The organism is Streptomyces sp. NPDC002698 (genome assembly GCF_042888945.1).
Classification (GTDB): Bacteria; Actinomycetota; Actinomycetes; order Streptomycetales; family Streptomycetaceae; genus Streptomyces.
Map to the genome: position 1 here is coordinate 171,689 of NZ_JBIAQM010000004.1, position 11,538 is coordinate 183,226.

Sequence of the window (11,538 nt, forward strand, 5' to 3'; positions counted from 1 at the left end):
GCCTCGCTCGTGCGCTCCCGGTCGCGCTAGTGCCGCGACCGGGCGGCGACGACCAGCTGGCCGAGGGCCAGACCGCCGTCGTTGGGGGGAACCCTGTGGTGCCTCAGCACGGTGAAGCCGTCCCGTTCCAGGACGGCGCCGCAGCCCTCGGTGAGCAGGGCGTTGCAGAACACCCCGCCGCTGAGGGCGACCGTGCCGATGCCGGTCCTCTCTCGTGCCACCGTGCACACCTCCAGGACCAGGCCGGTCACGGCCCGATGGAACCGGCGGGCCACCGGCCCGGCCGTGACGCCGGCCCCGATGTCCGCCACGGCGGCGGCCAGGACCGGTGCCGGGTCGGCGATCAGCGGCGCCCCGGGGTCCTGACGGACCGCTCTCAGCATGAACCGGTACGCGTCGTTCCGCTCGTCGTCGGCGAGCGGCCCCGCCAGGTCCGCCAGGGCCGCGTTCTCCAGTTCCATGGCCGCCTGCGCCTCGTACTCCACCCGGTGGCAGACGCCCGCGAGGGAGGACACCGCGTCGAAGAGGCGTCCCATGCTGGACGTGGGAACGCAGTTGAACCCCCGTTCCAGCTGCCGTTCCAGCAGCCGCCGTTCCTCCGGGGTGGCCGCCGCCGCGCACGGCAGCTCGTCCCGCCAGGGCAGTCCCGCGGCCCGCAGGTGCGACAGCGCCATCCGGTAGGGGTTGCGTACGGCCGCGTCACCCCCCGGCAGCGGGACATAGCCCAGATGGGCGAACCGCCGGTATCCGTCGTAGTCGGCGAGCAGCACCTCACCGCCCCACACGGCCCCGTCGTCGCCGTAACCGGTCCCGTCGAAGGCGACGCCGATCACCGGCTCCGAACCGTCCAGACCGTGCTCGGCCATCGCCGAGGCGACATGGGCGTGGTGGTGCTGCACCTGGCGCAGGGGCAGGCCGCGGGCCTCGGCGGTGCGCCGTGCCCACAGGGTGGCGCGGTAGCCGGGATGCCGGTCGGCGACGAGCAGGCGCGGCGCGACGGCGGTGAGGTCCGTCAGATGGCCGGTGGCCCGCTCGAAGGCGTTCAGGGTGGCCAGGTCGTCCATGTCCCCGACGTGCGCGGACAGCCAGGCGTAGCGGCCGTCCCCGGCGCAGAAGGTGTTCTTCAGGTCGCCGCCCACGGCCAGCGCCGGGACCACCGGCACCGGCAGCGCGATCGGGAAGGGGGCGTAGCCGCGCGACCGGCGCACCGGCAGCTCGGCTCCCGCGCACACCCGGACCACCGAGTCGTCGCAGGGCACGTGGATCGGCCGGTCGTGGGCGAGCCAGGCGTCGGCGAGCCCCGCCAGCCGGGTCAGCGCCTCGGCGTCGTCGGTGACGATGGGCTCGCCCGAGCGGTTCCCGCTGGTCATGACGAGGACGGCGGGACCCGGCGGATCACCGGGCAGACCGAGCAGCAGCCGGTGCACCGGCGTGTACGGGAGCATGAAGCCGAGGTCGGGGCTGCCCGGCGCGACCCCCGCCGCGATCTCCTCGCCCGCCCCCGCCCGCCGCCGCAGCAGGACCACCGGCTTGCGCGGCCCGAGCAGCAGCTCCCGCTCCGCCGGACCGGCATGGGCCAGCCGTTCGACGGTCTCCGGCGAATCCGCCAGTACCGCGAAGGGCTTGCCGCCGCGGTTCTTGCGCTTGCGCAGGGTGCGCACGGCCGCGGGATCGCCCGCGTCGCACGCCAGGTGGTAGCCGCCGATCCCCTTGACCGCGACCACGGCGCCCTCGGCCAGCAGGCGACGGGCCTCCGCGAGCGCCTCGCCGTCGCTCAGCTCGCCCGGGTCGTCCGCCCCCGTGCGCAGCGTGAGCCGGGGACCGCACGCCGGGCAGGCGATCGGCTGGGCGTGGAAGCGCCGGTCGGCCGGGTCCGCGTACTCACGGGCGCAGTCCGCGCACATCGGGAAGCCCGCCATGGTGGTGCTGTCCCGGTCGTACGGCAGCGAGGTCACGATCGTGAACCGCGGACCGCAGTGCGTGCAGGTGATGAACGGGTGCCGGTACCGCCGGTCGGCGGGGTCCGCGAGCTCGCGCAGACAGTCGTCGCAGGTCGCGGTGTCCGGGGAGACCAGGGTGCGGCCCGGCCCGCCGGAGGAGGGGCGGATGGTGAACACCGAGCCGTCGTTCTCCAGGGGCACGGTCCGGTGCTCGACCGACTCGACGACCGCGAGCGGCGGCGGACGCGTCCCGATCCGCGCGCAGAACTCGGCCACGCCGGCGGCCGGACCCTCCACCTCGGCCTCGACGCCCCGCGCGTTGTTGGTGACCCAGCCGGTCAGCCCGAGTTCCTGCGCGAGGGTGTAGACGAAGGGCCGGAACCCCACTCCCTGGACGACGCCCGTGACGGTGATGTGCCGGCGCTCGCGCCCCGGGGCCCGCTTCACCGCTCCCGCCCCCGCGCCCGCTCCTGCTCCCCGCCCGGCCCGGCCCCGGCCTGTCGAGCGCCGGGGTGCGGGTGGACGTCGGCATCCGGGTGTTCGTGGCCGTTCCCGTGGCTGTGCAGGTAGCGCTCGTGCTGCCGGGCCAGGACCGGTACGTGCGCCTCCTCGCCGGCCGCGCAGCGCAGGACGTGCGCGAGCAGGGCGTCGACCCCCTGGCCGGTGCGGGCCGAGGTCTCCAGGACCGGCACCCCGGGGTTGACCTGCCGGACACCTCCCAGGAACGCCTCCCGGTCGAAGCCGACGGCGTCCGCGATGTCGGTCTTGGTGACCACGACCAGGTGCGCGAGCCCGAAGGCGGTCGGGTACTTGACCGGCTTGTCCTCGCCCTCGGTCACCGAGGCGAGCGCGATGCGCAGGGTCTCCCCGAGGTCGTAGGAGGCCGGACAGACGAGATTGCCGACGTTCTCGACGAACAGCAGCCGGGTGCCCTCGGGCAGCCAGCCCTCCAGCCGCCGCTGGAGCATGCCCGCCTCCAGATGGCACAGTCCGTCGGTGAGGATCTGCCGCACCGGCGCGCCGGAGCGGGCCAGCCGGGTCGCGTCGTTCTCGGTCGCCAGGTCGGCGGTGACGGCGGCGGCCGGGGTGCCGCCCGCCACGGCGCGTGCGAGCAGTTGTTCGAGCAGGGCCGTCTTGCCGCTGCCCGGACTGGACAGCAGGTTCACCGCCACCGTGCCGCGGTCACCCAGATAGCCCCTCAGCGCGAGCGCGTTCTCGTCGTTCTTGGCGAGCACGGCCTGATGCAGGTCAACGGTGCGGCACATGGCTCGCCTCCTCGTCGCGTAGCGGCAGCCCGGACGGCGCGGGCCGCGGCCCGTCGTCCGCGCCCTTCCCGCCCGGGGGTCCGTCACCCCTCGCGTCCACGGTCCCCGGCGCGGCCAGGGGTTCGTCGGCCAGCGTCACCCGGACGATCTCCAGCTCCCGGCCGCTGAGCAGGGTCAGCGGCGTCCCGCACCCGGCGCACCACAGCACCGGGGGCATCCCGGTCGGCACCTCGCGGCCGCAGCCCTCGCAGCGGCCCCGTGCCTCGACAGTCTCGATCAGCAGGCGTGACCCCGCCAGCGCGGTGCCCTCCGTGGCCAGCCCGAACGAGAAGTCCAGCGCCTCGGGCACCACCCCCGCCAGCTCGCCGATCCGAAGGGTCAGCGACGCGACCGCGCGGCCCTGTTCCCGCACGGCCTCCTCGACCTGTTCGACGACCGCCACGGCGATCGACAGCTCATGCACGGCCCTCACCTCCCGCCGCCGGCCCGTCGCCCGGCGCCGTCGCGCCCGGATGTGAGGCCCGCGCATGGCTGGTTACCCTGAGAGCACGATGACCGGGCAAGAGGTCGAGCGACGCGCTCTGCTCACCCCGGTGCTGCTCCTGTTGCTGGCCGAACGCCAAGGTCATGGCTATGAACTGGTGCAGCGCCTGGGCGCTTTCGGCTGCGGCGACGCGGATCAGGCGCATGTCTACCGGCTGCTGCGGGGCATGGAGAGCAGCGGTGAGGTCACCTCGCACTGGCGCGCCTCGGAGAGCGGTCCCGCGCGCCGTGTCTACGCGATCACCCAGCAGGGCGCCATGAACCTCGCCCTGTGGTTCGTGCGCCTGGGTGAACTCCACGGCGCCCTGCATCTCTTCCTGGAGCGGTACGTGCAGCTCGAGGACGTCGGCGGCCGCGCGGGGCGCGACGGCGGGAGTCCACGCGCCGGCGGGCGTCCACCGGATCACGGGCGTCCACCGGATCACATGCGCCGCATGCGCAAGTAGCGGCGCATGTCCGACAGGTTCCTCGCGACTCCGTAGGCCAGTACGAGGCCCGCGGCCAGGCCAACCCATTGCCATTCCATCCTTGCCTCCATCGGTGTCAGCTCCTCCGGGCCACGGAGGGAGCGCGGCGTACCAGGTCGAGCACCAGGTCGGCGGCGGCGTCCACGGCACCGGCCACCGGGGGAGTCAGGCCCATTCCCTCGCCGGTGTCGCGGGGTTCGCAGCCGACGACGTACACCTCCTCGGGGAGGGTGCCGCCCGCGCCGGCGTGCAGATCGTGCAGCAGGGCCAGCACACTGGCCGGGTCCATGGCGTGCGTGTCCAGCGGGCCCGGTGCGGACCGTGCCGTGGGGGGTCCGGGGCCGACGTCGATCGTGTAGAGCGTGCCCGGCGGGCCTTCGCGGCTGACGAGGTCCACCAGCACGAGCGTCCGGTAGCCCTCCAGCAGCCGGTAGGCGAGGTGCACCCCGCGGATGCCTGCGTCCATCAGCTCGACGCCGGGCGGCAGTTCGGGCGTGCGGGCGGCGAGCCGTCGTACGGTCTCCACCCCGAACCCGTCGTCCTGGAGGAACACGTTGCCGACCCCGGCGACGAGAATCCGGCCGGTCCCGCGTTCCTCGGCCGGACGGGACGCGCCGGTGCGGACGGGTCCGGTCATGTCGTCTCCTCCTCCCGCTCGTTCAGCGGTGCCACCTCGTCGGGCTTGAAGTAGAGGAAGCGTCCCTGGGCCCGGCGTACGTCGGTGCCGGGGTCGTCGTCCACGACGACGGCGAGGTGCGTCTCGCCGTCGAGGTCACCGACCACGGCCTCGACCGTGGCGTGCCGGCCGTGGAGGAAGGAGTCCTGGGCGTCGGAGCGCCGGGCGCCGGGGGTGAGCCTGACCCTGCTGCCGGCCCGTACCGTCTCGCCGTCGATGACGACGGCGGCGGGCACCTCGGCGGCCCCGGCGTCCTGTGCCGGGTCCCACCAGGGATGCCCCGGGCCCCGGGGCAGACTCAGGCCGGTGTCGGGGGCGGCGGGGAGCGGCTCGTCGGCGCCGTCCTCGCCGGTGATCTCGCGCAGCCCCCGGATCGCCCCGTGCAGCCGCTCGCGGACCGCTTCCGGCATGTCGTCGACCAGGTCGATGACCCCGGCGGCCCGGGCGTCCGTGCCGCGGGCCTCCCGCTTCTCCCGGTCGGTGAGCGCGGCCGTGCGCAGCGAGAGGATCTCGTCGATCTCGGTGGCGTCGTAGAGGAGCCCCGGGCTCTCCTCGGCGACGGCGGGATGGTCCTCCAGGATGATCGGCGAGGACAGCATGACGTCGTCGGTGCCGGGCGGGCCCGCGAGCACGGGCCAGGTGCGGTCGTTCCGGCAGCTCGCGGCGGCCGGGCGGGCCCACTCCGGCGGGTCCGTCAGCGACAGGAACCGTCCCCCGGGGACGCCGAACAGCAGATGGGTTCCGATCAGGCTGTGGGCGAGGGCGGTCTCGCGGTCGGCGTCGGCGTCCTCCGGGACGACGGTGGTGTTGTGCACACTCACCGTGAGCCGCAGCACCCGGTAGGGCCCCGGCAACTCCTCGACGCGCGGACGTAGTTCGCCGGTCAGTCGCAGTCTGCGCCGCACGAGCCGGCCCAGCGTCCGGCCCTCGGCGTCGGTCACCGGCTCGTACTCGACGGCGTCGGGGAGGTCGAACCGTACGGCGTGGAGCGTCGCCTGATCGCCCGTCAGTTCTTCGAGCGACTCATGGATCAGGACGCGTTCCTCGTGCCCTTCGTCCCAGGGCACCAACACCCGGTCGGGAAGGTCGAGTTCCGGAACCTCCGTGTATCCGCCGTCGGCGTCGAGCCGTTCGACCGTGCGCCGCCGGACGTGCAGGAAGCGCAGTTCGGCGTGGAGGCGGTCGCCCTTGCGGGGCTCCAGCAGACACTCGGTGCGCTGGACGGAGTGTTCCCCCGTGGTGGCGGTCCAGGCGGGCGGCACCAGGACGCCGAACTGCCAGCGGAGCTGGTTCTTCGCGGCGGAGGCCCGGTAGGGGTAGAGGACGTATCCCTCGAACAGGACGGCGTCCGCCACCGTGCGGGCCTGCTCGAAGCGGTCCTCCAGGGGATTGCTCATCTCAGTCGGCCCCCTTCGCGTCGGCGGTGGCGAGGAGTTCGTCGAAGACCCGCTCCCAGGACGGCAGGGCGTGCGCGGACCGGTAGCGGCGCAGCTCGTCCAGGACGTCCAGCCGGACGCGCAGCCAGCCCGAGTTGGGGAAGTACTCCTCGATCATGTTCCGCCACACGTCCACCGGCATCCGGTACGACGTCTCCTTGTGCCAGGGCACGGGCTCGGCCCGGAAGCCGTCGTGGCCGGTGAACACCGTGCCGGAGAAGAGCAGGAGCAGCGGGACCTCGCCGCGGGACAGCGCCCGGAAGTACGAGGCGGACGCGACCTCGGTGTCGTAGGTGCAGGGCACCGGGAGGTCGACCTCCGTCGAACCGGTGAACCCCGGGACCGTGATGGAGGTGTGGGCGAACTGCAGCGGCTTGAGCGTGCTGTTCCAGCGGCTCGGCTCGCCGAACAGGTCGCCCAGCATGCCGACCTCCTCCGGCTCGTACGAACGTCCGGCGGGCTCGATACGGATCTGGCAGCGCAGCGCAAGGGCGTGGACCGGCCGGTGGTCCGCCTCCTCGATACGCAGCCCGAACAGCAGCGTGGGCCCGGCTCCGTACGGTTCGGGGCGTACGCCGGTGCAGGTGAACCGGAGATCGGTCACGGGGCGCCCCCGGAGTTCTCCGGCGGCCGGGCGGCCGCCGTGATCCGTTCCAGGAACTCCGCGATGTCCGCGCGTGCCTCGGCACCGCCGTCGAAGCCCTTCCAGTGCAGCCGCATCCGGCCGACCAGTTCGTAGCAGACGTCGACCGGGACGAGCGTGCAGGTCACCGAGCCGTCCCGGCCGCGGTGCAGCAGCAGCGCCTCCACGTCGGGTTCCAGCAGCTCCGCCAGCCGGCTGCGGCCGAGCACCGAGTCCCAGGTCGCCGGGTCGAGTTCGCTCTCGGTGGCGCCCGCCGGGCTCGGATAGAAGGCCGCGAGCCGGCCGAGCTCGGAGTTGCGGAAGAAGAAGGCGAGCGCGACGGGGATCTGGAGCCGGTTCCAGTCGGCCTCCTCCAGGACGAACCCGGGATCGGCGAGATACCGGTCCGGGACCGCCCGGAAGCGGCCCTGTCCCGCGCCCGGCCGGGTGAAGAGCAGGTGGCAGGGCGGGCAGGAGCACTTGAGGGACCGCCGGGAGGTGTCGACGAGATGCCGGTGCTCGGCGGGCAGCGGCTCCCCGCACAGGTCGCAGCGCTCGCCCTCGGGCGGCGGCCTTCGGGTGAACTGCCTGAGGACGTCGGCGGTCATGGCCCCGCCCCCAGCAGCTCGCCGGGCAGTGCCACCCGCACCGACCCGTTCTCCTCCAGCAGCGGTACGGGATCCAGGTGGCCCCGGTCCCCACGGCCGGCCCGGCGGACGTCGAACGCGGCGCCGCAGTCCGCGCAGACCAGCAGTTCGCCGTCCAGGACCGCGGGCGCGAGGCCCGCGGCGCACAGGGGGCAGCGGTCGCGGTAGGCGTACAACTGGCCGGGCAGACGGACCAGCAGCAGGGCGCGGCCCGCGACCTCGGTGACCCCGGTGGCGCCGTCGCCCACCGGCAGCGAGCGCGGGCCGAGTTCGTACCAGCGCGCCGCCTCGCCCGGTTCCCCGGACGGCACCGCCTCGCCCGGAGCGTCGTCCGGGCGGTGCGGCAGGATCTGGAGCAGTGCGGGCTGCGGGCTCTCGGCGGCCATGCCCTCGACCTCGATGTGCGCGACCTCGGGGGCGATCCGGGCGACCGCCTCCTCGATGGTCCAGCGCACGGTCTGGGTGGAGGACGGACAGCCGTCGCAGCTGCCGCGCAGCCTGAGGCGCAGCGTCGGGCCGTCGGCGGCCTCCATGTCGAGCCCGGCCACCTCGACGTCGCCCGCGTGCGAGCCGAGGTAGGGGCGGACCTTGTCCAGGGCCCGGCCCACCCGGGTCGCGGTGTCCTCGGGGTGCAGGTCGTGCAGGATCAGCAGATCGCTGACCAGTTCGTCGGCGGTGAGGACGGCGAGGGGATCCGCGCCCTTCGGGGCGGAGCGCAGCAGGCGTACGGTCCGGGCCAGGCCCTCGCCGTAGAACTCCATGAGGCAGCGCACCAGTTCGTCCGCGACGTCGCGCGCCTCCGGTCCCGCCTGCCGCGCCAGCTCGTCGAGCAGTGCGCCTATCCGCTCACCCGTCTCCTGTCCGGCCATCGGCAGGCCCCTCTCCTGAGGAAGGTCGATCGCGAGGAAGGTCGGTCGCGATGAACGTCGGATCCCGGGAAGGTCAGCCGGCCAGTCCGCTCAGCCCCGTCGGCATGTGCGTCTGCTCGACGGTCTTCCCGCCGCCGACGTACATGTGCACGCCGCACGGCAGACACGGGTCGAAGCTGCGGACGGCCCGCATGATGTCGATGCCCTTGAAGTTCTCGGGCGGGTTCTCCTCGAAGATGGGGGTGTTCTGCACCGCGTCCTCGTACGGGCCCGGTGTGCCGTAGGAGTCGCGCACGCTGCCGTTCCACGGGGTCGGCGGGTACGGGTGGTAGTTGGCGATCTTGCCGTCCCTGATCACCATGTGGTGGGAGAGCACACCCCGGACCGCCTCGGTGAAGCCGCAGCCGATCGACTCGTCCGGCACGTCGAACTTCTCCCAGGTCTGGGTGCGTCCGGCGCGTACCTCCTCCATCGCCTGCTCGGCGAAGTGGAGGGCGGCCGCGGCGGCGTAGGCCTGGAAGTAGGTGCGGGCCCGGTTGCGTTCGAGGGCGTTGCTCCACTGCGGGATCTTCCACTCCAGCGCCATCTCCGGCTTGGTCATCGTGCGCGGCAGGTTGATCTGCACGCTGTGCCCGGTGGCCTTGACGTAGCCGATGTCGACGAGTCCGGACAGGGCCGTGGACCACAGCCGGGCGATCGGGCCGCCTCCGGTGTCCAGGGCCAGATGATCGGTGCCGTCGAACCAGCGCGGCGACATGACCCAGCTGTACTTGTCGTCGAAGTCCCGCTTCTGCGGGGCCGGGATGGTGTGCTGGTTCCACGGGTGCCGTTCGTCGACCGGGTTCCCGAGCGGGTCCTGCTCGACGAACTTCTCCATGCCCGACCAGTCCTCGTAGTACGAGCTGCCGAGCAGGATGCGGATGCCGAGGTTGATGTCGACGAGGCTGTTGGTGATCAGCTTGCCGTCCACGATGACACCGGGGGTGACGAACATCCGCCGGCCCCAGTTCTCCATGTTGGCGTACTGGAAGTCGCAGTACTCCGGGTCGTTCAGCGCGCCCCAGCACCCCAGCAGCACCCGGCGCCTGCCCACTTCCTCGTAGCCGGGCAGCGCCTCGTAGAAGAAGTCGAAGAGGTCGTCGTGGAGCGGGACGACCCGCTTCATGAACTCCACGTAGCGGGTGAGCCGGGTCAGGTAGTCGGTGAAGAGCTGGATGGTCGCGACCGTGCCGACCCCGCCCGGGTAGAGCGTGGAGGGGTGCACATGGCGGCCCTCCATCAGACAGAACATCTCCCGGGTGTAGCGGCTCACCTGGAGCGCCTCACGGTAGAACTCGCCCTCCAGCGGGTTGAGCGAGCGCATGATGTCGGCGATGGTGCGGTAACCGTGGTCGGCCGCGTGCGGGGCCTCGGTGCGCTCGGCCTGTTCGAGGACGCCCGGGTTGGTCTCGCGGACCATCCGCTCGCAGTAGTCCACACCGACCAGGTTCTCCTGGAAGATGTTGTGGTCGAACATGTACTCCGCGGCCTCGCCGAGGTTGATGATCCACTCGCCGAGGTGCGGGGGTGCCACGCCGTACGCCATGTTCTGGGCGTAGACCGAGCACGTGGCGTGGTTGTCGCCGCAGATTCCGCAGATCCTGCTGGTGATGAAGTGCGCGTCGCGCGGGTCCTTGCCGCGCATGAACACGCTGTACCCGCGGAAGACGGACGAGGTGCTGTAGCACTCCGCGACCCGCTTCGTCTTGAAGTCGATCTTGGTGTGGATGCCGAGACTGCCCACGATGCGGGTGATCGGGTCCCACGACATCTCCGTGAGGCCGTCACCGGCCGGCTTGCTCGTCGCCGTCGCCATGGTGCCGCGCCACCTTCCTGTCGAGTGTCCTGCTCAGCGGGTAACCGTGGTCACCACGGGGCCTTGTAGCCGGTCGTGAGCTCCTCGCTCCTGCCGCGCCACTTCGGTTCCTTGTCGACGGTCTTCGCGGTGATGCTCCGCAGTCGCCGGATGACGGATCCGTAGATCCCGCTCGCCGTCGCGGACACGTGCCCGCCCGGCGGCTCGTCCATGAACGGCATGAACTTGTCGGGGAAGCCCGGCATGGTGCAGGCGATGCAGATCCCGCCGACGTTCGGGCAGCCGCCCACGCCGTTGATCCAGCCGCGCTTGGGCACGTTGCACTTGACCACCGGGCCCCAGCAGCCGAGCTTGACCAGGCACTCCGGTGATCCGTACTCGCTCGCGAACTGCCCCTGCTCGTAGTAGCCGGCGCGGTCGCAGCCCTCGTGGACCGTGGCGCCGAACAGCCAGGTGGGCCGCAGCTCCTCGTCCAGCGGGATCATGGGCGCCGCGCCCGCCGCCTGGTACAGCAGGTAGAGCAGGGTCTCGGAGGCGTTGTCCGGGTGCACGGGGCAGCCCGGGATGCAGACGATCGGGATGCCCGCCTTGGACTTCCACTCCCAGCCCAGATAGTCCGGCACTCCCATGGCGCCGGTCGGGTTGCCCGCCATCGCGTGGATACCGCCGTACGTCGCACAGGTACCGATGGCGACGACGGCGAGCGCCTTGGGGGTGAGCCGGTCCAGCCACTCACTGGTCGTGATGGGCTGACCCGTCTCCGGATCGTCCCCGAAGCCGCACCAGTAGCCCTCGGGCTTGACCCGCTCGTTCGGAATGGACCCCTCGACGACCAGCACGAAGGGCTCCAGCTCGCCCCGGTCGGCCTTGAAGAACCATTCCACGAAATTGTCGGCGCCCTCCACGGGCCCGCACTCGAAGTCGATCAGGGGCCAGTGCACCGCCACCTTGGGCAGCCCCGGCAGGGCACCGAGCGCCAGTTCCTCGATGCTCGGCTGGGTCGCGGCGGTCAGCGAGACCGAATCCCCGTCGCAGCTCAGCCCGGCGTTGATCCAGAGAATGTGGACGGTCGGGTCCTCCTGCGCGTCGTCCTGCGCGGCCGGGCCCGCCGTCGTCGCGGTCGGGGCGTCCATGAGCCCTCCTGGAGTCAGCTCATTCAGGTCATAGCTGGCCAAACAGCCTCTCCCATGGTGACCGCCCGGGAGCGCCGGCGGTAAG

Annotated in this window: 12 protein-coding genes; 1 reads left to right on the top strand and 11 read right to left on the bottom strand. The window is 72.4% G+C overall.

Going from position 1 to position 11,538, the window contains the following annotated elements; genetic code table 11:
- Window positions 1-26: 26 nt before the first annotated feature.
- The 3 genes from hypF to ACFYW9_RS07920 are packed head-to-tail and all read right to left on the bottom strand — an operon-like array spanning window position 27 to window position 3,668.
- Window positions 27-2,387, bottom strand: coding sequence for a carbamoyltransferase HypF (gene hypF, locus ACFYW9_RS07910; RefSeq protein ID WP_389146176.1), 2,361 nt, complete (start codon window positions 2,385-2,387; stop codon window positions 27-29).
- Entirely contained in the window at window positions 2,384-3,205 is an 822-nt protein-coding gene (hypB, locus tag ACFYW9_RS07915; protein WP_389146179.1) for a hydrogenase nickel incorporation protein HypB, read from the bottom strand. Before hypB ends, hypF begins: the two co-directional genes overlap by 4 nt.
- The gene (locus tag ACFYW9_RS07920; protein WP_351865695.1) at window positions 3,189-3,668 is read right to left on the bottom strand and encodes a hydrogenase maturation nickel metallochaperone HypA; all 480 of its coding nucleotides are present in this window, start codon (window positions 3,666-3,668) and stop codon (window positions 3,189-3,191) included. Before ACFYW9_RS07920 ends, hypB begins: the two co-directional genes overlap by 17 nt.
- A gap of 88 nt (window positions 3,669-3,756) precedes the next feature.
- Here ACFYW9_RS07920 and ACFYW9_RS07925 point away from each other — a divergent pair, with 88 nt between their 5' ends.
- Window positions 3,757-4,194, top strand: a complete 438-nt coding sequence (locus ACFYW9_RS07925; RefSeq protein ID WP_389146183.1) for a helix-turn-helix transcriptional regulator — start codon at window positions 3,757-3,759, stop codon at window positions 4,192-4,194.
- Here ACFYW9_RS07925 and ACFYW9_RS07930 read toward each other — a convergent pair.
- The 8 genes from ACFYW9_RS07930 to ACFYW9_RS07965 form a co-directional block, all read right to left on the bottom strand.
- On the bottom strand, window positions 4,170-4,286 hold the full coding sequence (locus ACFYW9_RS07930; RefSeq protein WP_389146186.1) for a DUF6893 family small protein: 117 nt from the start codon (window positions 4,284-4,286) through the stop codon (window positions 4,170-4,172). The two genes, ACFYW9_RS07925 and ACFYW9_RS07930, sit on opposite strands and share 25 nt — an antisense overlap.
- Before the next feature lie 5 nt (window positions 4,287-4,291).
- Window positions 4,292-4,852 carry a hydrogenase maturation protease gene (locus tag ACFYW9_RS07935; RefSeq protein WP_389146189.1) on the bottom strand — a complete coding sequence of 187 codons (561 nt, stop codon included), beginning with the start codon at window positions 4,850-4,852 and terminating at the stop codon, window positions 4,292-4,294.
- Entirely contained in the window at window positions 4,849-6,288 is a 1,440-nt protein-coding gene (locus ACFYW9_RS07940; RefSeq protein WP_389146192.1) for a hypothetical protein, read from the bottom strand. Before ACFYW9_RS07940 ends, ACFYW9_RS07935 begins: the two co-directional genes overlap by 4 nt.
- Window position 6,289: 1 nt before the next feature.
- Window positions 6,290-6,931, bottom strand: coding sequence for a DUF6084 family protein (locus tag ACFYW9_RS07945; RefSeq protein ID WP_351865686.1), 642 nt, complete (start codon window positions 6,929-6,931; stop codon window positions 6,290-6,292).
- Window positions 6,928-7,557: a DUF5947 family protein gene (locus ACFYW9_RS07950; protein ID WP_389146195.1), complete on the bottom strand. Its 630-nt coding sequence runs from the start codon at window positions 7,555-7,557 to the stop codon at window positions 6,928-6,930. The genes ACFYW9_RS07945 and ACFYW9_RS07950 overlap by 4 nt, the downstream gene beginning before the upstream one ends.
- Window positions 7,554-8,465, bottom strand: a complete 912-nt coding sequence (locus tag ACFYW9_RS07955; protein ID WP_389146198.1) for a NifU family protein — start codon at window positions 8,463-8,465, stop codon at window positions 7,554-7,556. Before ACFYW9_RS07955 ends, ACFYW9_RS07950 begins: the two co-directional genes overlap by 4 nt.
- Window positions 8,466-8,538: 73 nt before the next feature.
- Entirely contained in the window at window positions 8,539-10,320 is a 1,782-nt protein-coding gene (locus tag ACFYW9_RS07960) for a nickel-dependent hydrogenase large subunit (protein ID WP_389146201.1), read from the bottom strand.
- A 50-nt stretch (window positions 10,321-10,370) separates the two neighbouring features.
- Window positions 10,371-11,453, bottom strand: a complete 1,083-nt coding sequence (locus ACFYW9_RS07965; protein WP_389146204.1) for a hydrogenase expression protein HypE — start codon at window positions 11,451-11,453, stop codon at window positions 10,371-10,373.
- Between the last annotated feature and the right edge of the window lie 85 nt (window positions 11,454-11,538).

Coding starts and splice junctions, on each gene's coding strand:
- hypB (WP_389146179.1), bottom strand. CDS start 3,205: ATGTGCCGCACCGTTGACCTGCATCAGGCCGTGCTCGCCAAGAACGAC.
- ACFYW9_RS07925 (WP_389146183.1), top strand. CDS start 3,757: ATGACCGGGCAAGAGGTCGAGCGACGCGCTCTGCTCACCCCGGTGCTG.
- ACFYW9_RS07930 (WP_389146186.1), bottom strand. CDS start 4,286: ATGGAGGCAAGGATGGAATGGCAATGGGTTGGCCTGGCCGCGGGCCTC.
- ACFYW9_RS07935 (WP_389146189.1), bottom strand. CDS start 4,852: ATGACCGGACCCGTCCGCACCGGCGCGTCCCGTCCGGCCGAGGAACGC.
- ACFYW9_RS07940 (WP_389146192.1), bottom strand. CDS start 6,288: ATGAGCAATCCCCTGGAGGACCGCTTCGAGCAGGCCCGCACGGTGGCG.
- ACFYW9_RS07950 (WP_389146195.1), bottom strand. CDS start 7,557: ATGACCGCCGACGTCCTCAGGCAGTTCACCCGAAGGCCGCCGCCCGAG.
- ACFYW9_RS07955 (WP_389146198.1), bottom strand. CDS start 8,465: ATGGCCGGACAGGAGACGGGTGAGCGGATAGGCGCACTGCTCGACGAG.
- ACFYW9_RS07960 (WP_389146201.1), bottom strand. CDS start 10,320: ATGGCGACGGCGACGAGCAAGCCGGCCGGTGACGGCCTCACGGAGATG.
- ACFYW9_RS07965 (WP_389146204.1), bottom strand. CDS start 11,453: ATGGACGCCCCGACCGCGACGACGGCGGGCCCGGCCGCGCAGGACGAC.